Raw genomic sequence first — 25,679 nt, forward strand, 5'->3', positions numbered from 1 at the left:
GAATACAAGCGGGTTAGGGCTTTGAGGCATCTTGAACAAAACAAACTCCAGATGTTAAAGCTTTCTTGTCGTTTAACTTTCCTCCGGCTTCTTTTAATGCAAATTACGCATAATCTTCGGTATTATCCCTATTTTTACGCTCTAACAAAGTGTAATAATTCATGAGAAATTTGTTCGCCGCATTACTCGCCGCTATCTGCATGCAGGCACCTTTGCATGCGCAGATTCATAGTCAGTCAAGAGATACCGTCTGGAAAGAACAGTATAGGGCATCTGCTCCCAAAATTAATGATATTCAGGTCACTAAACTGGATGTCAGGTTTGATTATGACAAAAGCTACCTCTATGGTAAAGCGTGGATTACCCTGCAGCCTCATTTTTATCCGACTGACTCGCTGACCCTCGATGCCAAGGGTATGGATATTAAAAAGGTTGCACTTATCAGTGGTGAGAAACAGACTCCGCTTAAATACAGCTACGTTGACAGCCTTCAGCTGCATATCCAACTGGATAGAACTTATAAGAACAGTGATAAGTATACAGTCTACATAGAGTATACGTCCAAGCCGAACGAAATAAAGTCTCATGGCAGTGCTGCGATAACAGATGATAAAGGCCTGTATTTTATTAATCCCAAGGGTATGGAGAAAGATAAACCTACCCAGATCTGGACCCAGGGTGAAACGGAAAGCAATAGCGTTTGGTTCCCTACAATTGACAAGCCGGACCAAAAAACGAAGATTGAAATCGCGATGCGGGTGCCGGCCAAGTATGTTACGCTCTCCAACGGGTTATTAATCCATCAGCAAAAAAATAGTGATGGTACACGCACAGACACCTGGAAACTGGATATGCCTATCGCTCCTTATCTGGTCTTTATGGGGGTCGGTGATTATGCCGTTATTAAAGACAGTTATAAAGGCAAGGAAGTGGCTTATTATGTTGAACATGCTTACAGCGATGTTGCCCGTAAGATTTTTGGCCATACCCCTGAAATGATCGGCTTTTTCTCCAAAATATTGGGGATTGATTATGTCTGGCCGAAATATGATCAGATCGTGGGCCGGGATTATGTCAGCGGCGCTATGGAGAATGTTACCGCGACCCTGCATCAGGAATCTGCTCAGCAAAATGCACGGGAACTGACGGACGGAAACAGGTGGGAAAATGTGATCGCGCACGAGCTGTTTCACCACTGGTTCGGGGATCTGGTGACGGCCGAAAGCTGGAGTAATCTGACCGTTAACGAAAGTTTTGCGAACTACAGTGAACAACTCTGGCAGACCTATAAGTACGGGAAGGACGCCGGCGATGCTCAGGGGTATGAAGAAATGCAGGGTTATCTGCGTAGCGGCAGTGATAAAAAAGATCTGGTACGTTTCTATTATAAGGATAAAGAAGATATGTTCGATGCCGTAAGCTATAATAAAGGTGGCCGGATTCTGAATATGCTGCGGCATTATGTGGGCGATGACGCTTTCTTTAAGGCACTTAATCTTTATCTGACTGAACACAAGTTCTCAACGGGAGAAGCTCATCAGCTCCGCCTGGCCTTTGAACAGGTGACTGGACAGGATTTGAACTGGTTCTGGAATCAATGGTACTTTGGTGCAGGCCATCCGGTACTGGACATCAGCTATGTATATGATTCCAGTGCACATAAAATGATTGTTGCACTGGAACAACAACAAAAAACTGGGCAGATATTTCAGCTACCTATCGATATTGACATTTATATAGGGGGCAAAAAGACGCGTCACGCTGTCTGGATGCGTCACCAACGTCAACTGTTTAGTTTTGCCGTGAGTGCCAAACCAGAATTGGTGAACGTAGACGGAGACAAAATATTACTGGCAGAGAAAAAGGACCATAAGACGCTGCAAGAATTTATTAATCAATATAAGCTTGGTGGCAATTATGTAGACAGAAAAGAAGCGATCGATTATGCCTCAGATCATTCTGAGGAGCCGGGCGCTAAAGATTTCCTAGTCAGTGCCTTAGCCGATTCTTTCTATGGTATCAGAAAAGATGTCCTGCAACAAACCAATCCGAAGTCCTACGGCCCTGACGATCTTAAAAAGATCGCCGACATGGCTGCTAGCGATGTTGACAGAACTGTCCGGGCAGCAGCGATAGATGTGTTGTCATTTACCGGCAATCCCGCTTATAAACCCTTATTTGAGGCGGGGGTAAAAGACTCTTCCTATAGCGTCGCCGGCGCTTCCCTGCAGGGGCTGGCCAGAATCGACCAAAAGGCGGCCATGGCCCTTTTGCCGGTGGTGGAAAAAGATGCCAAAGGGCGTCTGGCTTCTGTTGTTCAGAAGCTGACCATCCTGACGAAAACAGATGCTGATTTTGATGAGATCTACGGTAATTTTACTGGATTGCCGATGGGGCAGGAGAAGGTCAGTGGGCTGTTTGATATGATCTCGTACATGAGCAACCTTAAGGACCCCGGGCATTTTAAGAAAATGACCGATGCCGTTGTGGAGATCCGGGAAAAAATCGCTGAAATGTATCCCCCTTTTAAAGACAGGATTAATGATGCGCTGACCCAGTTGCTCGATAAAAAAACTAAAGAACACGGTTCAGCAGCCAATCAGGAAGCAGACCAACAAGAAATAGACTATCTTAAATCCCAGATTAAATAGTTCTGCCCGCGTGGCAGTTCAATAGTGACGTCTTAGGATGGAATCAGGAAAATGGAATCTTTCATCTGAAGATTCCATTTTCCTTTTTAGCTATTATCTTCGCTCCATGACAGCAATTGAACAAGTAGAACTCCAAAATGTGATTGTTCACCAGGTAGGCAACCCTACAAGGGGGGAACAGCTACATTTATCCAATGCGCCCCTCACTTTGAATGATACCCTGGTCAGGGAGCTGCTGACCAAGTATTTTTTAGGTAATTTCAATGAGAATGAAAGGTATCAATTTACCCATGTCAGCGATCTGAACCTCAATGAGCTTTATCAGTATGCCGGTAAGATCTTCGAGGATAAAAGATCTTTTGTAGAAGTATCCGGTAATATTGCGCAGTTTCTGTTTAGTAAAAGCACACATGTTAAGGTCAAACAAGGAGAGCTTTATGTTGCTCATTTTAGCGGGGTTCCTTTAGATAACGGCTCTGTAGAAGCGATCGGCATTTTCAAAAGCGAGACAAAGCAGCCCTTTTTAAAGGTTTTTCCTCATGGAGATAACCTTGAACTGGTTTCTGAAGAAGGAATCAATATCAATAAACTGGATAAGGGATGCCTGATCTATAATAGAGGCAGACAGGATGGGTATATTGTTTGTGTTGTGGATATCACCAATAAACAAAATGATACCCGGTACTGGATTGATGAATTTCTACAGGTAGCACCCTACAGTGATGCCTATCACCAGACCGATAACTACCTGGGCTTCTGTAAACAATTCTTTACCCAGGAATACCCCGATAAGTTTGAAGTCGCTAAAAGTGATCAGCTGGAACTGGTTGAACGGTCCATGGATTATTTTAAAACAAATGAACAGTTTGACCTTCACGAGTTTGCCAGAGATGTGATTGTGCATGAGGAAGTTATCGATTCTTTTATGGCTTACAAGGAGAACTATGAGAAATCCAGAGAATTTGAAACGCCGGAAAACTTCAATATTCATTTGGCTGCTGTAAAGAAGCAGGCAAAATCCTTTAAATCTATCTTGAAACTGGATAAAAACTTCCATATCTATATTCACGGAAGACGAGATTTGCTGGAAAAAGGCTTTGATGACAGGAGTGGTAAACATTATTATAAGCTCTATTATGATGAAGAGAGCTAAGCCGTGGTCCCGTTGAAACTTCAGGCACGTAAATCGAGTGATTTGCAATGCTTTACTAAAATGGGGCAAATCAAAATGAATTTCTGTATTTTTGGCTCCGGAGGGTAAGGTAAAATCCTTCTGTTATTTAGATTCAATTGATAAGTGTAACGATATGCAACAGTATTTAGATTTATTACAACATATAATGGATAGCGGAGCCGATAAATCAGACCGGACCGGAACAGGAACACGTAGTGTTTTCGGCTATCAGATGCGCTTTGATCTCGAGGCGGGGTTTCCATTAGTGACAACGAAGAAATTGCATCTCAAAAGTATTATCTATGAATTGCTCTGGTTTTTAAACGGAGATACAAATGTAAAATACCTTAATGACCATAATGTCTCCATCTGGGATGAATGGGCAGATGAGCGCGGCGATCTTGGGCCGGTATATGGTAAGCAATGGCGCAGCTGGGAAGGTGCGGATGGAAAGGTCTATGATCAGCTGACGGAGGCTATCCATCTGATTAAGACCAATCCGGATAGCCGTCGTATTATCGTCAACGCCTGGAATGTAGCGGATTTACCCAATATGGCCCTCAGCCCCTGTCACGCCCTCTTTCAATTTTATGTAGCGGGCGGAAAACTGAGCTGCCAGCTTTATCAGCGTAGCGCAGACGCTTTCTTGGGCGTACCCTTTAATATCGCTTCCTACGCGTTACTTACAATGATGATGGCACAGATCACCGGCTTGAAACCAGGTGAGTTTATCCATAGTTTCGGGGACTTGCACATTTATAACAACCATTTTGAACAGGTAAAGCTGCAGTTGTCCAGAAAGCCCTATCCGCTGCCAGCCATGCGGCTGAATCCAGCGGTAAAAGACCTGTTTGGCTTTAAATTTGAAGATTTTACCCTGGAAAATTATCAGTCTCATCCCCATATCAAAGGCATCGTCGCTGTCTAATAACAGAAACGTTTGATTCTTTATTATTATATTCTCAATATTATGACCATAACTCTTATTGTAGCAGCAGCAAATAATCAGGCCATTGGTAAAAATAATCAGATGCTCTGGTATATGCCGGAGGATTTCAGATATTTTAAGAATCAGACCTGGGGACTGCCGGTGCTGATGGGCAGAAGAACCTATCAAGCGCTGGAAAGCAAGGCGCTGCCCGGCAGACTTAATATCATTTTGACCCGGGACAAAAATTTTAAGGCAGAAGGAGCCGTTGTGGTGCATAAGGTGGAGGATGCACTGTTCATGGCCCAGGAGCATCATTATAACGAACTCATGGTGATCGGCGGAGCAGAGGTCTATAAACTATTACTCCCCAAAGCAGGCAAAGTTTACCTGACCCGGATTGATGCGACTTTTGAAGATGCGGATGCGTACTTCCCCGAACTGAACCCCAAAGAATGGAATAAAACAGCCAGCTATCCACACCAGGCCGATGAAAAAAATCCTTATGCGTATACATTCGAAACCTGGGTGCGCAAGAAATGATAAAGGAAGCGTGAAATTGGCTTAGCGGAAATAAGGCCTGGGCAAATTCATCGTTGTGCTTCCCCACCGACGATTTATATATCGTCAGTAGGGAAGTCTTTCTTTTTTAAACCCCAGGATGCTATACCTGAAATACACCTACTTTAAAAGGTTCAAAATCGGGATTCTCATCTGCGCAGGCAATCGCCAGGGCAATTCTGTCGCGGGTCGAGCCCGGGTCTATGATCTCATCAATCCATAATCTGGCAGCTGCATAATAAGGCGTCGTCTGCGCTTCATAGCGGGAAGTGATCTGATCCAGTAATGCCTTCTCATCTGCTTCAGACACTGTTTCTCCGCCGCTTTTTTTAGAGGCCACCTGGATTTGTAATAATGTTTTGGCCGCCTGACTGCCGCCCATAACAGCGATCTTGGCAGATGGCCAGCCATAAATAAATCTGGGATCATACGCCTTGCCACACATGGCATAATTACCCGCTCCGAAACTATTGCCGATCACAATAGTGATTTTGGGTACAATGCTGTTGGCCACAGCCTGGACCAGTTTTGCCCCGTCTTTGGTAATGCCGGCATGTTCACTTTTACTACCTACCATAAAGCCGGTTACATCCTGCAAAAAGACCAGCGGTATTTTTTTCTGATTGCAGTTCATAATAAAGCGCGCCGCTTTATCCGCACTGTCGCCATAAATGACGCCCCCTAACTGCATTTCTCCTTTACCGCTTTTAACAACCAGCCTTTGATTGGCGACAATGCCCACGGCCCATCCGTCTATGCGTCCGTAACCACAGACAATGGTTTTACCATAGCCTTCCTTGAATTGATCAAACTGGCTTTGGTCGACCAGCCCATGGATAATATCGAGCATATCGTAAGGCCTGCTGTTATTTTCACTAAGTGTCTGATAGAACACCTGAGTAGCAGAAGCCGGTGGGGCCGGGGTTGCTCTGTCAAATCCCGCTTTTGGCCGGGTTGCGAGCTTAGATATGATACGTCTTACCTGATCCAGACATTCATTTTCAGTGGCAAATTTATAATCTGCTATACCACTGATCTCATTGTGCGTGGCAGCGCCTCCCAATGTCTCTGCATCAATATCTTCACCGATGGCGGCCTTCACTAAATAAGGCCCTGCCAGAAATATACTGCCGGCGCCTTCTACCATTAGTGTCTCATCGCTCATAATCGGCAAATAAGCACCCCCCGCAACACAGGCCCCTAATACCGCAGATATCTGCGTAAGCCCCATAGCGCTCATCCTGGCATTATTGTAAAACGCCCTGCCAAAGTGTTCTTTGTCTGGAAAGACTTCATCCTGCAGGGGTAGAAATACCCCTGCACTATCTACCAAATAGATAACAGGTAAATGATTTTCTATGGCAATCTCCTGCATGCGGAGAAACTTTTTAGCTGTAATGGGAAACCAGGCTCCTGCTTTAACAGTCTGATCATTGGCAATGATCATGCATTTGCGGCCGGCAATTTCACCGATGCCTGCCACCAGGCCACCACTGGGGCAGCCGCCATATTGTTCATACATCTCATAAGCGGTAAAACTGCCCAGCTCCTGAAATTCCGACTGTTTGTCAATCAGATACTCAATGCGTTCCCTGGCAGTCTGTTTATTTCTGCTATGCTGTTTTTCAATGGCCTTCTTCCCGCCACCCATCATAATCTGGGCGCGCCTTTTTTTCACCTCGCTGGTTAAAAGACGCATCCAGTCTTCATTTTTGTTTTTACTTAAATCCATTACTAACAATTATTAGTTTTAAAGGTAGGGTTTAATTGGTATATGTACCTCACTTAGTAGCAAATTTTTAAAATTATTTTCCGGCAGAGACGTATAATCCAGGTGATCGTATATTATGATCCACGTCATAATCCCAAAATAATTCCCAAAATACCTACCCTGAATTTTGGGATCAGGCAGAAATGGTTATTTTTGACGTTAATGTTTGACTGACTATGTGATAGCATATCAGTTTTGCATCCTGTCCATTTTTTAAATATACCTTCAGCAATGAAAAGATACTGGTTTGTATTATTCGCATCTGTATTAGTAGTAGGATTATGTGTATTTTCAACAGGCACACAGGCACAGGGCCCTATTGCCCAGCAAGCAGGCACTTCTCCCGGTATCACCACTGAACTCTTAAGAAAAGAAGGGATGTTGCGTCAGGAATTTGCAAAAAAAGGACTTATCTGGCCAGCCAGGGAAATTTATATCCGTTCCTTTAAATATGATAGCCAGCTGGAAGTCTGGGCGCGTAATAGTGATAATGAACCTTTTAAGCTTTTCAAAACCTATAAGGTTTGTGTAATGGCCGGAACGATCGGCCCTAAAAGAATTGAAGGTGATTATCAGGTGCCCGAAGGCGTTTATTATATTTCGGGATTTAATCCACGGAGTGAATACCATCTCTCACTGAAGCTTAATTACCCCAATGAATCTGATAAGCTGCTAAGTGATAAAGTCAAGCCTGGTGGAGGTATTTATATTCATGGAAATTGCGTGTCCGTGGGTTGTATTCCTTTACAGAATGACCAGGTTGATGAAGTATACCTGATGGCTACCGCCGCACGCTTAAGCGGTCAGAGTTATATCCCCGTACATGTATTTCCTATCCGCTTTGACAATGAACAAAGTCTGACCTATTATACCAAGTATACGTTTAATGATGTAGATCTACAGCATTTCACAGCTAATATTAAACCTATCTATGATTATTTTGAGCAGCATCATGAAGTTCCGCTGATAGGTGTGGATCTTAAAGGAAATTATAATATCCTGAACTAGCCGTTTTTCTTGTATTGCCGTCAATTACTTTGTATAAAAGCGGAATAAAAAAACAGAGGTCCTGTTTGCGATCAAACGCAAACAGGACCTCTGTTTTTTTAGGATTGTGATCAGGATTGAGGTGCAGGTACAAATGCCTTATAGGCCTGCCCTCCTTCATTACTACCTAGTGAATACCTGGTACCAGGGAGAATGTAGCAGGCTTCTCCTCTAAACAGATGTAAACTGTTATCTGATAACGCTTCCGCCTGCTGTATGCGGATATCGCCATCCATAACAAGAATGATTTCTCCCGAGGTGCTTTTACCTTCGGTCTCACCTTCTGCGTGGAGATCAATCTTCTGTATACCAAAATCGCCGACCGGACAGGGGTAGTTCCAGGTGCCTGGTGTGATCTGGTCCCCCTCCATGATATTAGGTTCAATGCCTTCGAAGATCGTATGTTTAAGTAATTCCGGTACGTCAATATGTTTGGGCGTCAGGCCCCCTCTGAGTACATTATCGCTATTGGCCATTAGTTCTACATTCTGTCCTTCCAGATACGCGTGCGGGACGCCTGCCCCCTGAAATACAGCCTGTCCTGGCTTTACAAAAACGATATTGAAAAAATAAATGGAGAAAATACCCCGGTCGATATTGACTAATGGCCCGGTCTCACTTATGCCATTGGGATAGAGTTTGCTCACCCAATAAGCCGGCTCATTTTTCCCCGCCTCTGCGGCCAGCGCTGCTTTTACCAGCGGTGTCAGAAAATGATCCACCTCTTCCTGGGGAAGTTCCATTACGTATTGATATAGGCCTTTATAGCCAGACTTTTCAAATACAGTCAATAATGGGGTAAGAGTCGGCGTCTCTTTAAGGGTTTTACGCAGCAAATCCTCTTTTTTAAACCCATGCAGTAAATAGAAATCACTGATTGCGACCATCACCTCTGGTTTGTGATTACGATCTTTATAATTTCTGGTAGCATCAGTAATGGGCTTACCGGAAGCCTCTTCTTTATCGAATCCCTTTTCAGCTTCTGATTTAGAAGGATGCACCTGAATAGACAACATTTCCTTTACATCCAGTACTTTAAATAAATAGGGGAGTTCGCCAAATTTACCAAGCACGGTATGGCCGATATATTTTTCCGGATCTGCCGCGATGAGCTCGTTGAGTCGATGCTTCAGCGCTCCGATCGTTATTGTGGACGGAGCGGAAGGATGGGCTCCCATCCAATATTCGGCAAAAGGTTCGTGATTTTTATTTTCTAAATGCAATAAACGGGGGATAAATACTTCGCCACCCCAACTGTAATTCCTGACAACACCGTTCAGGAGAAATATTTTTTTACCGGACATATGCTGATAAAGATGAAATGATGTTTAATGGCGCAAAAATACAAAGGTTCTGTCACTATACCGAACGTACAGGGGATTTCCGTTTTTTGCCCTTGCCGATAATTTTCAAGCCGGAAAGGTCTTTTTTATCCGGAAAGGTCTTCAGTTTTTGCTTAAGCAGTTCTACAAATCTATAGGTGGCCGGGCAATACATCATATTCTGACGGTGGATGTGAATATAATCTTTGACCTTTTGCTTCGCCAGATGGGGAAAACCAGCGCAGTCGTCTGGCCGGGCCTCGTAGATCGTACAGAGGTTTGTGGACAGGTCCAGAAACTGACAGGGTTGTTGACGATTCACCCAATCTTTGTCCTGTTTTTCCTTTATCAGCCATTTTGCCTTAAAGGCGGCCGGCGTCATATGAAGGAAAGTGGCAGCGCGTTTAATGTCTTTAGGTGTAAAAGTCGGCGTCATTTTTTTACAGCAATTGGCACAGCTGGTACAATCAATTTCCTGCCAAACTTCTTTGTCTGTCTCGATAGCTAAGCTGTTCAGGTTTTTGGGTGGTTTTTTTTCACATTTGGTGATAAAACGACGAAATGCTTTTTTCTTTTCTTCTGCCTTTATAGCAAAGGCCTTTAAATCTATTTTTTCCATTTTTCTGCGGTTGAGACAATGACCGGATATCCAATTGTATGAATAGTCTTACAAACCTAAGATTTTGAAATAACTTTGCCAATAATGTGGGACTCTTCTATAAAAGGTTTTGCAGCCTACCTGCAACTGGAGCGCTCACTGAGTCATCACTCAGTGGAGGCCTACCTGCGTGATATCCGTAAACTGACTAGCTATCTGGAGATGCAGGGAATAGCCGTGCCTCCCGAAGGGCTCAGTCTGGAGGTTCTGCAAGGCTTTATCAAGTATGTGGCAGAATTAGGGCTGGAGCCCGCCTCACAGGCCCGGCTGATATCCGGAGTAAAAGGCTTTTACAAGTATTTATTAATTGAGAATCTGATCAGTATTGATCCGACTACTTTATTGGAAGCACCAAAAATGCGCAGAAAGCTACCGGATGTGCTTTCTTTCGGGGAGATCGAAGCGATGATTCAAGCTATTGATCTGAGCCGGCCGGAAGGTCATCGAAATAAAGCCATGTTGGAGGTGATGTATAGTTGCGGGCTGCGTGTCAGCGAACTGGTGGCATTGCGTAATAGCTGGCTGTTTTTAGATACGGGGTTTATCAGAGTGATTGGCAAGGGAGATAAGGAAAGATTGATTCCTATAGGAAGCGAAGCGATTCATTATTTGAATATTTATCTGGAAGGGCAAAGGAGAACAGGCGTGATTCAGGCGGGATATGAAGATTTTGTTTTTTTGAACAGAAGAGGTAAGCCGCTGACAAGGGTGATGGTGTTTCTGATTATTAAGGACCTGGCTAAAGCCGCAGGCATCAAGAAGAATATATCTCCTCATACGTTACGTCATTCTTTTGCTACACATCTGGTAGAAGGAGGGGCAGATCTCAGGGCGGTGCAGGAAATGCTGGGACATGAAAGCATTACGACAACGGAGATCTATACGCATCTGGATAAACAGTTCCTGAAGTCAACCCTGGAGCTTTTTCATCCGGCATTTAAGAAATAGGAAAGCAGGACGGGGCTTACCGTAATGGGGGCCATTGCTGAAAGGCTAGGATAAGATACTGCAAGCTTAGCAGGTAGGAATCCGTATGCTGGCTGAGGCATGCGTCAAATGGTTTGTGAATGGCCATTGCGTCCATGGCATCAAAAAATGGCCGCGAGACCTTCTCTCATACTACTTTACATTGAAACGGTCCGATTGTTGATCGGTACGGACGCTTTAGTAATCCACATTTCCGGTGAAGATCCGGGTCAGCTTCTTCGCATTATAGTTGTTGGGGTTATATTTATTTCCTAATAGAATAATGGTTGCGGTATCCTGCGCAATACGGTTGAAAACCGTATTGCTGCCATGCCAGTATCCATTATGATAAATAATAGAATCTCCGGTTCTGGGATTAAAATAAGTGCGCCATGCCAGCCCGTAGTTATGCATGGAAGGATGTTCGTGGCTTTGAGGAGTGAAGGCCATTTTAAGCGTAGAGGCCTTCAGGAACGTATGGGCATAGAGGCTTCGGTCCCATAGCAGCAAGTCCCTGACTGTACTATAGACGTTTTTATCGCCATAAGTACAATCTACATTCGTCATTGGGAAAGGCCGATTCCCCCTATAGGTCGGAATATAATTGAGTGTATCTTTAGTGGAGAACACATAGGTGTCTTGCATGCCCAAAGGCATAAAAACACTGTCTTTCATATATTCCGGGAAAGGCATTTTGGTGACTTTTTCTATAATAGAAGCCAATAATAGGAAATTGGTATTACAATATTGGAATGCTCTGTCAGGCTTCGCTGTTATTTTGGGCTTATTCACCATCATGAAGTTGATGACGTCCTGGTTTGTAGCTTTTCGCTGCCGGTCAAACCCCTTTTCCATAAAATATACATAGTTGGGTAAGCCTGTCCTATGGGAAAGCAGCATCTTGATCGTAATGCCGTAATACGGCAATTTGGGAAAATACTTTTGCAGATCGTCATCCAGGGAAAGCTTACCGGTCTCCCAGAGATGTAAGATGGTCATACCGGTAAATGTCTTGGAAATGGATGCCAAGTGCATGGGCGTATGAATTGTGATAGGGGTCTTTTTTCTAAAGTCAGCAATACCCTTGTAATCCTCATATACGACCTGACCATTCTTCGCGACCAGGATGGCTCCATTGAAGTACGGTCCCAGTATCTTATGGTAGGCAGCTTCCACTTCGTTTTTGTAATGATTCTTCTCGGCATCTGTGAGCGGCCTGAAATAAGAAGAATCAGCTGGATAGAGCACAATACCAGGCTCCTTTTTCTCTTTTTTAGGCTTTTTATCCTTGGTGGCTCCGCAGGACAACAATAAACTAGCTGATATAATTAAGAGAAAAAGTACTTTCACAAATATTGATTTTTTTGAGTTGGACAAAAATAACAGAAATATATTCGCTCGTTAACAAGTTCCGCGCCACGGCCGGAAAATAAGATTTTTTTAGCATTTGAGCGTGCCGCTTTCAGCAAGTCTGGCCGGGCAGAAAAATTTGTCAGATAAAGGCCTATTACGGAACTTCATGCCTAATATGGCGATATACTTATTTGAGACCCTGCAGTTGAGGCAGCGCTTTTATCCTCTGACCAGAAACAAAAATGTTGCAGACCTGCAATTGGGCGGGTATGAGCTTGCATTCTGGTGGCAGCATTATAACGAAGAAATAATCCATATATTGACAGAGGATTATTTACAGACAACTATTCCAGCATTCATGGAGCCTGGTGACATACTTGTGCACGGGGCGTCTTATCCAGGCCAGATGAGGACCTTGCTAAAAAAATACCATTCGGATAAAAAGGGGGTTGGTTTTAAGCTGAAAGGAATAAACGTTGAGAAGACAGATGGGATTGCCGCTGTCTGCATAAAAGAGCGCCTTTCTACCGAAGCGGTAAGAACCTGCCTTTTTAACAGTACAGACGCCGATATTGCTTTAGCAGCGCTGCTGGAAGGCCAGAATATCACCTGGACTATCCCTGAAGGTAATATTTATCTAAGTACACCGGAGCAATTATTGAAGTGGCAGGGGGCCGGCATACGTATGTCGGTTGCGGCGTTTACAGATATAATGGAGGGGACGACCGGCAGAGAAAGTCAGCCTCTAGACAAGAGCAACCGGATTACAGGGGATCATCCGGTGATCATTAAGGAAGGGGCCATTGTCAGAATGTCTTTGCTGAATACAGAAAGCGGTCCGATTTGCATTGGAAAAGATGCCTCTGTTATGGAAGGTTCCATGCTACGGGGCCCCCTTTATTTAGGTGATCGTTCCGTTATTAAAATGGGTACCCGGATCTACGGCCCTGTTGTTACGGGAGCAGACTGTGTCTTAGGAGGGGAAATCAAGAATGTTATCTTTCATGAGGGGTCCAATAAGGGACATGAGGGCTATTTAGGCGATTCTATCATCGGAGCCTGGTGTAATTTCGGGGCCGGAAGTGGCGGTAGTAATCTCAAAAATACCGCAGGCGAAGTAAGGTTATATGATTATGCATCGCAAAACTACAGAAAAGTTGGTTTGAAGTTTGGGGCACTGGTAGGTGACTATACCCGCACGGGCGTCGGGACACAGCTCACTACAGGCTCTAGCATCGGCCTCTGTTGCCATCTTTTCGGGCAGCAGATGCCACCCAGGCTCGTGGCGGATTTCTCATGGGGCACGGGGCATGATCTGGATACCTATCAGCTGGAAAAAGCCATTCAGCATATCGGGCAATGGAGGAAATTTAAGGGGAGCACCCTTACTGATAGGGAAATTCGAATTTTGCATCATATCTTTGGCCAGGCCAGATAACAGGGAAAACCCTGTCACAGGCCCATTCCATCATCTCAGTTATATATTGATTAAACAAAAATTGAATATGCGTACACAAATTGCAGCAGCAAACTGGAAAATGAATCTGACCTTGCAACAAGGCCAGGATCTGTTAAGTCATATTTTGTCTAAATCTACTTCCGTCAGAGAAGGACATGCCGTCATCTTTGCCGTTCCTGCTCCTTATTTGCAGGCCGCAAAAGAGATCGTAGGCGACAGACAAAATGTCTATATTTCGGCTCAAAATATCTATTCCAAGACTTCAGGCGCATACACTGGAGAAGTTTCCGTAGAAATGCTTAAGTCTGTGGGGGTTTATCATACCTTGATTGGCCACTCCGAAAGGAGAGAGTATTTTGGAGAATCCAATCAGTTCCTGGCGGATAAAGTAGATATTGCACTGGCGAGTAATGTCACACCGATCTTCTGCCTGGGCGAATCTCTGGAAATCAGGGAGAGCGGTAAACAAAATGAATTCGTGGCCACACAGTTAGAACAGTCTCTGTTTCATCTGAGCGCTGATCAGATAACCAAGATCATTATCGCTTATGAACCCATCTGGGCTATCGGCACCGGTAAGACAGCGAGCAGTGAACAGGCGGAGGAGATCCAGAAATTTCTGAGAGATCATCTGGCTGGTAAGTACGGACAGGAAATAGCGGATCAGATATCGATCCTGTACGGCGGTAGCGTCAAACCGGGCAACGCTAAAGAACTCTTTGGTCAGGCGGACATTGACGGAGGCCTTGTAGGCGGCGCGTCCCTGGTGGCAGACGATTTTGTTGCTATTATTGATGCCTTAAGCTAAAACACTTGGCTGAATTAAAAGAGGATTTTTTTATTAATGATATTAGGAAACATGGGGTACTTATGATTAAACGGTAAGATAATCATAAGTACCCCATGTGATTTAAGAGGGTATTATTTGGTGGTCTGACACCGTTCAGACTTATTTATTGACCCCGCAGTATTTGTCTGTTCGCGCATTTGTAATATAGCGCTGCAGATATAATCGGGTATGAGGCATTCAACTTGACTTCGTCTTTTAAAGATTTCAGATACCTGTCCCGGTAGGGAATATTTTTTAATTTGGGATCTGATTTTAAATGGGGGTAAAGTATATGCACATTATAGTCCAGGTTACTTAAATATGCGATATCTGGTGTTGCCATATAAGCCAAATCATACCGTGTGACAATCGCGCTCCAATTAACGGTACTGTTCAATATAATGGTCCCGAAGATAATTTTAAACATGACTGATACAAGATAACCGGCACTTTGATGATCTCTAATTTTTCTATAGGTAAAATAAAGCCCGATCATCGATAATAAGAGAAAAATATACACGCCCACTCTGAGCAGGGTTAATCCATAGCGTTGTATATAAACAGTATTATGCAGAGCTGCGGAGACAACCAGTATAATGTTTAAAATAACCCAGCAGTAAGCCAGTTTTCGCAATAATCTTGATTTTTTGTTACGGACAGTATTAGGGTGATCCGGCCGGATATAATACATGATAACTGCTACAGCCATAACAATGGAAAGAATGACAGAATTGACCTGTTCATGAACGGCTGCACTGAGGCGCGCTGCGTGAATACCCTGATAGAGTTCATACCCATAGATTAATAGAAAAGGAATCAGCAGTGCAATCAGCAATGAAAGCGTTATAATAGCCCCTTTTTGGTGAGCGGCAGTCTGTTTATTCTCCCCGGCAGTTTCATCGCGCCGGGTATCCCAGCCAAGTACTTTTTCATTGATTGTATACAACCACGGGATGGGTAACAGATACATAAAATTGAATAGCAGGAAAAAACCAAGTAGAGACAGCGCAAATATCACCCCGAAGTCCAGATCAGGGAGCAGCTTAGTCAATACATCTGCGAACATTGAGCTGCTGAACATATAAACCACCAAAAAAAAGATCGCGATTATTATCGGAAGCAACCAGGTCCGGACCCAGGAAATTGTATGACTGGGTTTCGTGGGGGTGAACAAGATATCAGATGTAATAACGTTGCTGTCAGTTCTCTCAGGCTCTTTGTCTATATCGGGCCGGAACAGGTGACTCCGTTGGGGAATCCATCTGTCCACGAAGAATATCCGTACAATAAAAGTTCCAAAGCTATAGGCCAGCAATAACGGATATAGGATTATCTGGAACTTTCGATCCGTCAGGTAAACACCCAGGGCATAAAAACTCAAAAGCAGACAAAACATCGAACCCGGATCTCCATAATAGGTAAATGCACCCGCCGTCAGGCCGACAGCAAGGCTTAATGCCCAAAAACCGGTATCAGATTTGAATGCTTTAAATCCGTCCAGACTTATTATTGCCAATAGCCAGGCAATAGCACAGAAGATAAAAACATTCAAACCGGGTTCTCTGTTGTAGAAGAGCACCACAAAACTGAAGAGGCCCACAAGAAATATCAGTAGTTTTCTTTTGATTTTCATTTTTATTGTTTTAAAAGTACTTTGAGTTGCAAAGTATAATGATAAAAAAATTATGATTGACGCATCAGTTTCTCTAATTGTGTTAAATGATCAGTGAATGCTTTTCTGCCTAATCTGGTAACATTATAAGTCGTTCTGGGCTTCTTCCCGACAAACTCTTTGCGGACTTCAACATAATCATTTTTCTCCAGGGCGCCTGCATGGCTGGCAAGGTTACCATCAGTGATTTCAAGGAGTTCTTTAAGCTCCTTGAATTCCACCCATTCCCTGACCATGAGTATACTCATTATTCCCAGGCGTACCCGACTCTCAAATTCCTTATTAAGTGATTGAATATTAATCATGATCAGCCGCAAATTTAACGATATTTCCGTTGCATCAAAATACCGTAGATGATATGAAGCACCCCAAAACCAACGATCCAGAATATCAGTCCGTATCCGATCAAAAAACAACTGATCAATCCCAGACAGGCTTCCAACAGTCCTAAATAATAGATTTCCTGGAAAGTGTATTTGCTGGCGTTGATCAGCGCCAGACCATAAAATATAAGGGTGGCAGGAGCGAGGAGTTGCAGCTGACCATGATAGAATAATGCCAGGCAACAAATGCCACCGATAATGAGCGGTATGAATAAATTGACCAGTAGTTGCCGGGTGGCAGATGTCCATATCTTCAGGCCGGATCGTTTGCTTTTGCGTACTGTAAAATAAGCGGCTGCAGCAATAGCTAATATCAGGATCAAAAGTGCCGTAATAAATAATTGTGTAAAAAAGGCAGTGGAATAAGCCATCTCGGAAGCAGTCAGGTAATCTCTTCCCTGTTGATGCAAAAGATATAATGCCCAACAACCGCCAACGAGTGCGATCAGTCCGGCAGCCACACCGGAAAGCCCACTCAGTGAAATAAATCTGGAAGAACGTTCCATCATGGAACGAATGGCGGTAAGATCGTCTTGATATTTTTCTGCTGCCATAAAAAGTACTTTGAGATACAAAGTAAATACTAATTATCTTTTCAACAAAATTTATTTTTCAATATGGATGGGGCATACTAATTGCCCAATTATAATTGCTAGCCAATCTCTTATGTGTTATGGTTGTTTTTCTTAAGACCCTTTTCTGAAAAAATAGGTTGTCAACATATCTGCTTTTTCTTCGTAATCCCCCGAAGACACCGATGTTATTGTACATTGGGATCCAACATGTAACCCAAGTTTCTATTGGTTTTTACTCCGCCGGATTTGTGTAAATTTGCGACATGACTTCAGAAGAGTTTCTTGAGATCGCACCCAGTATCCCTAAACTTCCAGGTATCTATAAATACTTCGATGGTGAGGGCCTGCTGATTTATGTAGGAAAGGCCAAGCATCTGCGTAAACGTGTGAGTTCGTATTTTAATAAAACCCTAAGCAATTACAAAACGCATGAGCTGGTACAGCGTATTCGGCATATAGAATTTACGATTGTGGATACAGAGCAAGACGCCTTTTTACTGGAAAACTCCCTCATCAAGCAGTTCCAGCCTAAGTATAATATTATGCTTAAGGATGACAAGACCTATCCTTATATTGTCATAAAAAAAGAGCCTTTTCCACGGATTTACCTGACCCGCAACAAAATAAAGGATGGCTCAGAATATATTGGTCCCTTTACCAATGTATGGAGGGTCAGGGAAATATTGGACCTGATCAAGGAAAATATACCGCTTAGAACCTGTAAGTTAAATCTGACTAAAGCCAATATCGAAAATGGAAAGTTTAAGGTCTGTCTTGAGTATCATTTGGGCAATTGTAAAGGGCCCTGTGAAGGTTTGCAAACCAGGGAGGATTATGACGAAAGTATACAACAGATCCGCCAAATTGTAAAAGGCAATCTGGGCCCAGTAGTGCAGCATTTCAGGGAAGAAATGAAGAGCCACGTCGAGAATATGGCATTTGAAAAAGCGGAGATCGTCCGCAGAAAGATCGCCGACCTGGAAAATTATCAGGCAAAATCGACGATTGTTAATGCACATCTCGGGAGTCTGGATGTTTTTTCAATCTGGAAGCAGGAAGAAATCGCCTATGTTAATTTCCTGATGGTAGAAAACGGTACTATTATACATACTCATACTGTGGAACTTCTGGCGCAGATTGAAGAAAGTGAGGAGGATGTATTATTGTTTGCCATTGCTAATCTCAGAGAGCAGTTTAACAGCAACAGTAAGGAGATTGTACTCGCAACGGCTCTGGAATTTCCGGATCAGGATATTAAAATCACTGTTCCCAAGGCAGGAGAGAAAAAGAAGTTACTGGAACTATCCGAGAAGAATGTTAATTACTTCCGGATGGAACTTAAGAAGAAAAAGACATTGTTACTCGAGTCCCAGGCAACCGCAGAAGATGAAAGGGCACTTAGAATGATACAGGAACAGCTTTCCTTACCTGAGCTGCCGGTGCATATTGAATGTTTTGATAACTCGAATTTTCAGGGATCTTATCCGGTGTCGGCGATGGTCTGCTTTAAAAACGCGCAGCCCAGTAAAAAGGATTATCGTCATTTTAATGTTAAGACTGTAGAGGGGATCAATGACTTTGCCACCATGACAGAGGCTGTATCCAGAAGATACAGTCGTCTGACGCGAGAAGGTCTACCCTTACCTCAGTTGGTTATTATTGACGGAGGGAAAGGGCAGCTAAGTGCTGCGATGAAAGCCATCAACGAACTTCGTTTAAATGGTAAGATGACCTTGGTCGGTCTCGCAAAAAATGAAGAAGAACTTTTCTTTCCCGGAGATACACAATCCCTGAAACTCCCCTGGGATAGTCCCTCACTTAATCTGATACGCCGGATCAGAGATGAGGTACACCATTTTGGCATTACCTTTCATCGCAATAAAAGGTCAAAGGGCACTTTTAAAAATGAACTGGAGGCTATTCCCGGCATCGGAGAGGCCACTGCGAGTCAGCTACTTAAGCGCTTTCGTTCAGTCAAGCAGATTCGCCAGCTGACAGAAAGAGAGTTAACTGCTGAAGTAGGGATATCTAAGGCGGTGAAGATCTGGCAATACTTCCACCCTTAGCATTTCATCAATGTCTCGCTGCAAGCTGTCAATATACTACTCAGGGTCAACTTTTATCAGACGCCTCATTAGCTGCTGTAGCGGTGGCGTCTACATCCGCTTTGTTGGCAGGAGGCTTTCTGTTTTTAAGCTGACGGTGTAAGCGCATAAGGTTAAAGCCTGAAAGGGAACCAGCCACAAAGATAATCGCTGCAAACATTGTATTGGTGGTCATGCCTTTTTGAATCAATTCAATGACGCCAATGATCAGGGATAACCCTGCCAGAATTAATGCGATACAGCCCAATATAAGAGGCATTCTGTATTGTTTCATTGCTTATGTTTTATTGCTGGCGGATTCGTGTCGGCGTACTCCAGTCAATTATCGGGTTGCCAGACCTGCATTGTTATTGGAGAACCGGGGATGAACACCGCTTTTGATCAGACTATTCAGTAACGCTTCAGATTCCGTAACGGGTTGGTTACAATGATAGTCCTGGCAAAGATAAATAAAGCTTTGGCCCTTTGGCACATTTTTACCCGCTAATAATGGTAATTCCGCCAATGCGATACTACTTTGCTGTATTAATGCGCCGGGAATATAGTGCTTTGATATTTCCTGTGCCAGGGATGCAGCATCTTCTCCTATTACAGCAATCTCAGGGGTGCCAAAAGCCACCTTCTGCCAAAGTGTGCCCCAATAACCAAAAGAGGTCGGATAATGGCTAAACAGCGGTTCCATAGCTTTTATCATATAGACCGCTCTTTCCCGCCAGATCGATTTATCCAGTAAAATAGACAGACGCCATAGATTATCCGCCATTACGGAATTGCCAGAGGGCGTTGCATTATCATAGGTGTCTATTTTCCTCACTAGTGCGCCGGCCTGCCCGTCGGTATAATAAAAGAAATTTTTCTGTTCATCACTAAAGTTCGTAATAGCATTTTTCGTGAGATCCGCTGCTGCATACAGGTAATCCTGTTTACCTGTGACAGCGTTCAATTCTATCAGTGCCTGAATTAGCAGGGCATAATCATCTAAAAAGGCGCCGGATTCAGCAACCTTTTTATTCCAGTGGTGACGCCAGGAATTTTTCCCTCCTGTATCTTTTATCAATAGATGAGTCGCCAGAAATTGATAACAATTCTCTGCTAACTGGATGTATATCGGATTATTTAATGATGCGCCACATTTGCAAAGGGCGGTGATCAGCATTGCGTTCCAACCAAGAATGATTTTATCATCTTTACCTGGCGGCTCTCTTTTGATTCTTTCATTCAGCAGTTTTTGCTGGCATCGTTGAATGACCTTTAACAGTGATGAAGGAGGAATTTTAATGTTTTGCGCCACCTCTTGAATACTCTGCGGCAGCCATAGGATATTACTATCCTCCCAATTTCCCCGTTCTTCTACATCATATACCAGACAGAAAAGCTCTGCTTCTGGGCCCAGAATGTGCTCGATTTCTTGTTTTTGCCAAACGTAATATTTGCCCTCTATGCCTTCGCTGTCCGCATCCAGAGCCGCGTAAAACCCGCCTCCGGTATGGAGCATTTCCCGGGTTAGAAAATCTACCGTCTGCCGGATCGTGATTTCATAAACAGGATTACCTGTTAGAGACCAGGCTTCTGTCAAGGCTTCCAGAATCAAGGCGTTGTCGTAAAGCATTTTCTCAAAATGCGGTACCAGCCATTTTTCATCCGTACTATAGCGGGCAAAGCCACCTCCGATCTGATCATAAATACCACCTTGGATCATTTTGTCAAGACTCAGCAGTGCCTGCTGAGCACTCTGTTCGTTACCGGTGTAGTAATAATCTCTCAGCAAATATCGAATGGCTAGGCTTTGGGGAAACTTCGGGGCATGGCCAAAACCACCCCAACGTGTATCTGCTGTTTGCATGACGGCTGCCCGTATTTCCCCGGCCTGATCCAAAACTGATTTGTTGTTTTCGTCAGGAGCGTCCGTTAACCGTTGCCTAAGCGTTAATGGTAAATTCTGTTGCTCCAGATGGTTGATAAGGTTGCCTGCCTGGGTTAATAGATCCGTCTGTTGCTCATTGAAAGCGTGAACCACACTCTCGAGCACTTCTTGCCAGGAGGGGCGCTGATAGACACGACTTGGGGGGAAATAGGTGCCACCAAAGAAAGGTCGGATATCCGGCAGTAAGAAGACATTCAGGGGCCAGCCGCCCTGACCGGTCATGGCCTGCACTGCATCCATATAGAGATGGTCCAGGTCCGGCCTTTCTTCCCGATCTACTTTAATATTTATAAAGTGCTTGTTCATGTAGGCAGCCACTGTCACATTCTCAAAACTTTCTCTTTCCATCACATGACACCAGTGACAGGCTGCATAGCCAATGCTGATCAGGATCGGTTTATTTTCCTGCAGGGCTCGCTGTAGAGCCGTTTCTCCCCATGGATACCACTCTACAGGATTATAGGCATGCTGTAAAAGATAGGGACTGGTTTCATTTATGAGATGATTAGGTGTCTTATTAATATTATTGTGAGATGTTTGTTCCATGGATTGTCTGCTTTACGCAATAAATATGATTTTTGCCATATTTAAGGCCGCCTTTCAAGTTTATGCTTACGAAGCTACGCCATTTTAATAGGAATAAAGCGTTTTGGTATCCGTGTATTATAGTTCCGTCAAGAACACTCCGGCTCCAGTGGTGTTGCGGATGGCTGGGGCATTGGGCACATCGGTTAGACTGGCGTCGCATTGAATTTAGCCGGCATCCTTGATTTGTAGGGATTTAATTTTACTTTTGGGCTATGATTATAGAAAAAATTGAGTCCCTGTATAAGGAGGTATTTCAGTTAGAACCGAAGCGCATTGAAAAGTTGCCTCAGAGTGGAAGTGATCGGTTATATTTTCGGGTCTTTGGAAAAGGGGATCGCGCCTGTATTGCTACTTATAATTATAATGAACAGGAAAACCGTACCTTTTTAGCTTTTACAAAAAGCTTCCGTGGGCTTGGGCTACCTGTCCCGGAGATTTTTGGCGTATCGGCCGATTATCTGCTTTATTTGCAGGAAGATTTTGGATCTACCTCCCTGGCAGGCCTGCTGGAATCGGAAGGACATAGTGACCGGGTATACAAGCTCTTTCAAAAAAGCCTGGCGGCACTTGCCAGACTACAGATCAGCGGCCATGATAAGGTCGATTACCGGCTTTGTCTGACTTCCACAGAGTTTGGCAAACAGGCCATTCTAAGCGATCTGCTGTATTTCAAATATTATTTTCTGGATTTTCTTGGATTGCCGTATAATAAACAGCAATTACTGGATGAATTTGATGTTTTGAGTGTGTTTTTGGGCCAGAGCCGGTATAAGTATTTTATGTTCCGGGATTTCCAGAGCCGCAATATTATGATCAAAGAGGAAGAGGTTTTCTTTATCGATTATCAGGGGGGCATGAATGGTGGCCTGCAGTATGATGCAGCAGCCTTACTTTGGCAGGCAAAGGCCAATTTGCCAAAAGAGTGGAAGGACGCATTGCTGGATTATTATATGGAACAGGTAGATGGCCTGGTAGCAAATAAAGTTGACAAAAATGCTTTTAGAAATCAGTTCAAGGGATTTGTGCTGATCCGTTTATTACAAGTGCTCGGCGCTTATGGGTTCCGGGGCTTGTTCCAACGAAAAGCCGCATTTTTGGCCGGCATCCCCATTGCCCTGGATAATTTGAAAAAGTTTACAGATAACAATGTGATCGGCATAGAACTTCCTGAATTTGAAAGAATCCTGGGGCTGATTACCGGTCCCGAGACCAAAACTAAATTCTTGCCTGTACAAGCCAGTGACAAGACACCGCTGGTGGTTGAGATCAATAGCTTCTCTTACAAAAAAGGTATCCCTGAAGACAAAAGCAGCAACGGGGGGGGATTTGTCTTCGACTGCAGGGGCATACTTAATCCCGGCAGACAAGAAGAATTTAAAAAACTGACAGGGCAGGACAAACCGGTACAGGATTACCTGCAACAGCGCACCTCCATGAATGAATTCCTGAATAGCGTTTTCGATCTGGTGAGTATTTCTGTAGAAAATTATATTTCCCGGGATTTTGCACATTTACAGATCAATTTTGGATGTACAGGTGGTCAGCACAGAAGCGTTTACAGCGCAGACCAGACCGCCCGGTACCTTAAAAACAAGTATAAAGTAAAAGTCATACTGACCCATACCAATAAAGACAATTGGGTTCAATAACGGCTGTGTGAAGATGACCAATAAATATTTTACTATGAAAGCACTCATTCTAGCTGCTGGTTTAGGAACTCGTTTAAAACCCTGGACATTAAATCACCCTAAGGCACTGGCCTTGGTGAATGGCAAACCTTTACTCCAGCGAACCATCGAATATCTGCAAAGAGCCGGCATCTATGAAGTGATTGTAAATGTCCATCATTTTGCTGATCAGGTCATTGACGCCCTGGAACAAAATAAGGGCTGGGGGAGCAAATATCAGATTTCCGATGAAAGCGGCTTATTGATGGACACGGGAGGCGCCATAATGAAAGCGGCACATTACGGCTATTTAGACGGGTTGGATCATTTTGTTGTCGTGAATGCCGATATACTGACGGACATGCCTTTGAAAGTATTTATGCAACAAAGTGAGGAGAGCGGGCAGTTGGCCACACTGGCTGTCAGTGAGAGACAATCCTCCAGAAGGTTGCTATTTGATACCCGCTCCGGACTTTTAGGAGGTTGGGAAAATATAGCTACCGGTGAAGTAAAGATGACCAGGACATTGGAACATCCGTTATCCATGCCTTTCAGTGGCATACATTGTTTGAAACATACTTTAATTGAAATACTTGCCGGGATGGACGCGTTCAAAGGTAAAGAGCCGTTTTCCATTATTGATGCCTATCTGACACTAAGTCTGACTCAGCGGATCGGTTATTTTGATCACAGTGGGTCAAAATTTATGGATACCGGAACGCCGGAACGGCTGGATGCTGCGGCTGCGTTATTTGACTGATCCAAAGTATTTGTAACGCGGCTGTAAAACAATAGATTTTAGGCGTGGCATTTGGCGCACAGGCCATTCACAATTACCTCGGTCTGCGCCTCGGTAAAGCCTGAAGGTAACTTTACGTGAGGAACATTGGTGTGTTCCAGACAATATGTTGTGTGGCATTCACTGCAAACAAAATGAACATGTTGGTCATGGTGATGGCCTTCAGAGCATTCGTCTTTGCAAAGGGCATATCGGATGGAGTTATCAGTAGTTGGTATAATATGGATAATTCCTTTTTGGACAAATGCCTGGAGCGTGCGGTAGATCGTAATGCGATCCATTTTTTCATCAGCTTCCTGTTCGATATCTGCATGAGAAAGTGCTCCGTCAGTCGCCAAAAACAAAGAAAGTATCTTTTTCCTGCTGACCGTTACACTTAAGTTGGCTGATTTTAATATGTTATTGATAATCTCGTCTTGCATAATAATCTCCTTCGTTCTCCGGATTGCTGATACAAAATTACATATTATTCCCAAATATGTTGTTGCTGAAATTGCTGCGGCCACCGGGACGTTCTTTCAACAGTATTTTGATATCTTCTTTTAATTTATTCAGATCTTTTTGCTGTAAACCGTCAAAAATCTCGCCACGCACATTCCCGTCCTTGTCGATCAACGCAAAGAACTGGGTATGAATAAACTGGTCCTCAATACTGTTTACAGGATTTTTGTTGTCATCTACCAGATAACTGTTTCTGGCCTGATAATATAAACTGTCCTTTCTGCCAGTTAGAAACACCCATTTACGATCGTTCACGCCTATAGAGTCGGCATAATGCTTTAAAACAGGTACGGAGTCCACTTCCGGCATGCAGGTATGAGAAATGATCATAAAATCTTTCTCATCCTTAAAAGTATTGTAGATATCGTCCATATTGTGGTTCATTTTAGGACAAATACCTTTGCAGGTTGTAAAAAAGTAATTTACAACACAAACTTTACCCCTCATATCGTCCTTTGTAAAAGGCTGACCGTTTTGGTTAGTAAAGCTAAAAGGCTGCACTGTGCTAAGTGTCGGCAGTTTCGTCTTCCAGTTATCGGTACCTGCAAAAAGTAAGATCCAGAATACAATACAGACCGCCACAAAAAACAGGCTATACCCAATCAGCTTTTTATACTTTTTCATTACTGAAAAATTTAATGCATTACATAAATGACCAGGGGCGACAGCTCCTTTGGTGTGCAAAGGTACGACAATCAGCTCGGCTTATCATCTGAATTGTCTTTGACTTAACAATGTATTGCAAC

At 43.7% G+C, this 25,679-nt stretch carries 22 protein-coding genes; 11 read left to right on the forward strand and 11 right to left on the reverse strand.

Going from position 1 to position 25,679, the window contains the following annotated elements:
* Positions 1-161: 161 nt before the first annotated feature.
* From K9M52_RS11595 to K9M52_RS11610, 4 genes are all read left to right on the forward strand, one after another.
* Positions 162-2,651, forward strand: a complete 2,490-nt coding sequence (locus tag K9M52_RS11595; RefSeq protein WP_224068595.1) for a M1 family metallopeptidase — start codon at positions 162-164, stop codon at positions 2,649-2,651.
* Positions 2,652-2,688: 37 nt separating this feature from the next.
* Positions 2,689-3,804 (forward strand): nucleoid-associated protein, encoded by a 1,116-nt coding sequence (locus K9M52_RS11600; protein ID WP_224068596.1) that lies wholly within the window; start codon positions 2,689-2,691, stop codon positions 3,802-3,804.
* A gap of 154 nt (positions 3,805-3,958) precedes the next feature.
* Complete coding sequence (locus K9M52_RS11605; RefSeq protein WP_224068597.1) at positions 3,959-4,753, forward strand: thymidylate synthase; 795 nt, start codon at positions 3,959-3,961, stop codon at positions 4,751-4,753.
* A 42-nt stretch (positions 4,754-4,795) separates the two neighbouring features.
* Entirely contained in the window at positions 4,796-5,296 is a 501-nt protein-coding gene (locus K9M52_RS11610) for a dihydrofolate reductase (RefSeq protein WP_224068598.1), read from the forward strand.
* A 121-nt stretch (positions 5,297-5,417) separates the two neighbouring features.
* Here K9M52_RS11610 and K9M52_RS11615 read toward each other — a convergent pair whose 3' ends face one another.
* On the reverse strand, positions 5,418-7,046 hold the full coding sequence (locus tag K9M52_RS11615; RefSeq protein WP_224068599.1) for an acyl-CoA carboxylase subunit beta: 1,629 nt from the start codon (positions 7,044-7,046) through the stop codon (positions 5,418-5,420).
* A gap of 270 nt (positions 7,047-7,316) precedes the next feature.
* Between K9M52_RS11615 and K9M52_RS11620 the strand changes: the two genes are divergently transcribed.
* Complete coding sequence (locus K9M52_RS11620; RefSeq protein WP_224068600.1) at positions 7,317-8,093, forward strand: L,D-transpeptidase family protein; 777 nt, start codon at positions 7,317-7,319, stop codon at positions 8,091-8,093.
* Positions 8,094-8,203: 110 nt separating this feature from the next.
* Here the strand turns inward: K9M52_RS11620 and manA are convergent, their stop codons facing one another.
* Both manA and K9M52_RS11630 read right to left on the reverse strand, forming a co-directional pair.
* Positions 8,204-9,436, reverse strand: a complete 1,233-nt coding sequence (manA, locus tag K9M52_RS11625) for a mannose-6-phosphate isomerase, class I (protein WP_224068601.1) — start codon at positions 9,434-9,436, stop codon at positions 8,204-8,206.
* A 55-nt stretch (positions 9,437-9,491) separates the two neighbouring features.
* A complete protein-coding gene (locus tag K9M52_RS11630; RefSeq protein ID WP_224068602.1) occupies positions 9,492-10,073 on the reverse strand; it encodes a YkgJ family cysteine cluster protein in 582 nt (193 codons plus the stop codon).
* Between the two features lie 84 nt (positions 10,074-10,157).
* Between K9M52_RS11630 and xerD the strand changes: the two genes are divergently transcribed.
* On the forward strand, positions 10,158-11,060 hold the full coding sequence (xerD, locus tag K9M52_RS11635; protein ID WP_224068603.1) for a site-specific tyrosine recombinase XerD: 903 nt from the start codon (positions 10,158-10,160) through the stop codon (positions 11,058-11,060).
* 216 nt (positions 11,061-11,276) lie between these two features.
* Here xerD and K9M52_RS11640 read toward each other — a convergent pair whose 3' ends face one another.
* Positions 11,277-12,428: a serine hydrolase domain-containing protein gene (locus K9M52_RS11640; protein WP_224068604.1), complete on the reverse strand. Its 1,152-nt coding sequence runs from the start codon at positions 12,426-12,428 to the stop codon at positions 11,277-11,279.
* Between the two features lie 178 nt (positions 12,429-12,606).
* Here K9M52_RS11640 and K9M52_RS11645 point away from each other — a divergent pair, with 178 nt between their 5' ends.
* Both K9M52_RS11645 and tpiA read left to right on the forward strand, forming a co-directional pair.
* Positions 12,607-13,869 carry a putative sugar nucleotidyl transferase gene (locus K9M52_RS11645; RefSeq protein ID WP_224068605.1) on the forward strand — a complete coding sequence of 421 codons (1,263 nt, stop codon included), beginning with the start codon at positions 12,607-12,609 and terminating at the stop codon, positions 13,867-13,869.
* 67 nt (positions 13,870-13,936) lie between these two features.
* On the forward strand, positions 13,937-14,698 hold the full coding sequence (gene tpiA / locus K9M52_RS11650; protein WP_224068606.1) for a triose-phosphate isomerase: 762 nt from the start codon (positions 13,937-13,939) through the stop codon (positions 14,696-14,698).
* 145 nt (positions 14,699-14,843) lie between these two features.
* Here the strand turns inward: tpiA and K9M52_RS11655 are convergent, their stop codons facing one another.
* Genes K9M52_RS11655 through K9M52_RS11665 form a run of 3 tightly spaced genes read right to left on the reverse strand, consistent with a single transcriptional unit; the run spans position 14,844 to position 17,328 of the window.
* Positions 14,844-16,352 (reverse strand): DUF4153 domain-containing protein, encoded by a 1,509-nt coding sequence (locus K9M52_RS11655; protein ID WP_224068607.1) that lies wholly within the window; start codon positions 16,350-16,352, stop codon positions 14,844-14,846.
* Positions 16,353-16,402: 50 nt separating this feature from the next.
* Positions 16,403-16,696, reverse strand: coding sequence for a winged helix-turn-helix domain-containing protein (locus K9M52_RS11660; RefSeq protein WP_224068608.1), 294 nt, complete (start codon positions 16,694-16,696; stop codon positions 16,403-16,405).
* 14 nt (positions 16,697-16,710) lie between these two features.
* Positions 16,711-17,328 carry a hypothetical protein gene (locus K9M52_RS11665; protein WP_224068609.1) on the reverse strand — a complete coding sequence of 206 codons (618 nt, stop codon included), beginning with the start codon at positions 17,326-17,328 and terminating at the stop codon, positions 16,711-16,713.
* 284 nt (positions 17,329-17,612) lie between these two features.
* Here K9M52_RS11665 and uvrC point away from each other — a divergent pair, with 284 nt between their 5' ends.
* Positions 17,613-19,415, forward strand: coding sequence for an excinuclease ABC subunit UvrC (gene uvrC / locus K9M52_RS11670; RefSeq protein ID WP_224068610.1), 1,803 nt, complete (start codon positions 17,613-17,615; stop codon positions 19,413-19,415).
* 46 nt (positions 19,416-19,461) lie between these two features.
* On the opposite strand, the gene K9M52_RS11675 is transcribed toward uvrC, so the two are convergent.
* Entirely contained in the window at positions 19,462-19,728 is a 267-nt protein-coding gene (locus tag K9M52_RS11675) for a hypothetical protein (RefSeq protein ID WP_224068611.1), read from the reverse strand.
* 48 nt (positions 19,729-19,776) lie between these two features.
* The gene (locus K9M52_RS11680; protein WP_224068612.1) at positions 19,777-21,924 is read right to left on the reverse strand and encodes a thioredoxin domain-containing protein; all 2,148 of its coding nucleotides are present in this window, start codon (positions 21,922-21,924) and stop codon (positions 19,777-19,779) included.
* 254 nt (positions 21,925-22,178) lie between these two features.
* Between K9M52_RS11680 and K9M52_RS11685 the strand changes: the two genes are divergently transcribed.
* Complete coding sequence (locus tag K9M52_RS11685; RefSeq protein WP_224068613.1) at positions 22,179-23,615, forward strand: RapZ C-terminal domain-containing protein; 1,437 nt, start codon at positions 22,179-22,181, stop codon at positions 23,613-23,615.
* A 34-nt stretch (positions 23,616-23,649) separates the two neighbouring features.
* On the forward strand, positions 23,650-24,393 hold the full coding sequence (locus tag K9M52_RS11690; RefSeq protein WP_224068614.1) for a nucleotidyltransferase family protein: 744 nt from the start codon (positions 23,650-23,652) through the stop codon (positions 24,391-24,393).
* Positions 24,394-24,431: 38 nt separating this feature from the next.
* Here K9M52_RS11690 and K9M52_RS11695 read toward each other — a convergent pair whose 3' ends face one another.
* Positions 24,432-24,854, reverse strand: coding sequence for a Fur family transcriptional regulator (locus K9M52_RS11695; RefSeq protein ID WP_224068615.1), 423 nt, complete (start codon positions 24,852-24,854; stop codon positions 24,432-24,434).
* 37 nt (positions 24,855-24,891) lie between these two features.
* Positions 24,892-25,557, reverse strand: coding sequence for an SCO family protein (locus K9M52_RS11700; RefSeq protein WP_224068616.1), 666 nt, complete (start codon positions 25,555-25,557; stop codon positions 24,892-24,894).
* Between the last annotated feature and the right edge of the window lie 122 nt (positions 25,558-25,679).

The sequence above is a fragment of the Arachidicoccus terrestris genome, assembly GCF_020042345.1.
GTDB classification, from domain to species: domain Bacteria; phylum Bacteroidota; class Bacteroidia; order Chitinophagales; family Chitinophagaceae; genus Arachidicoccus; species Arachidicoccus terrestris.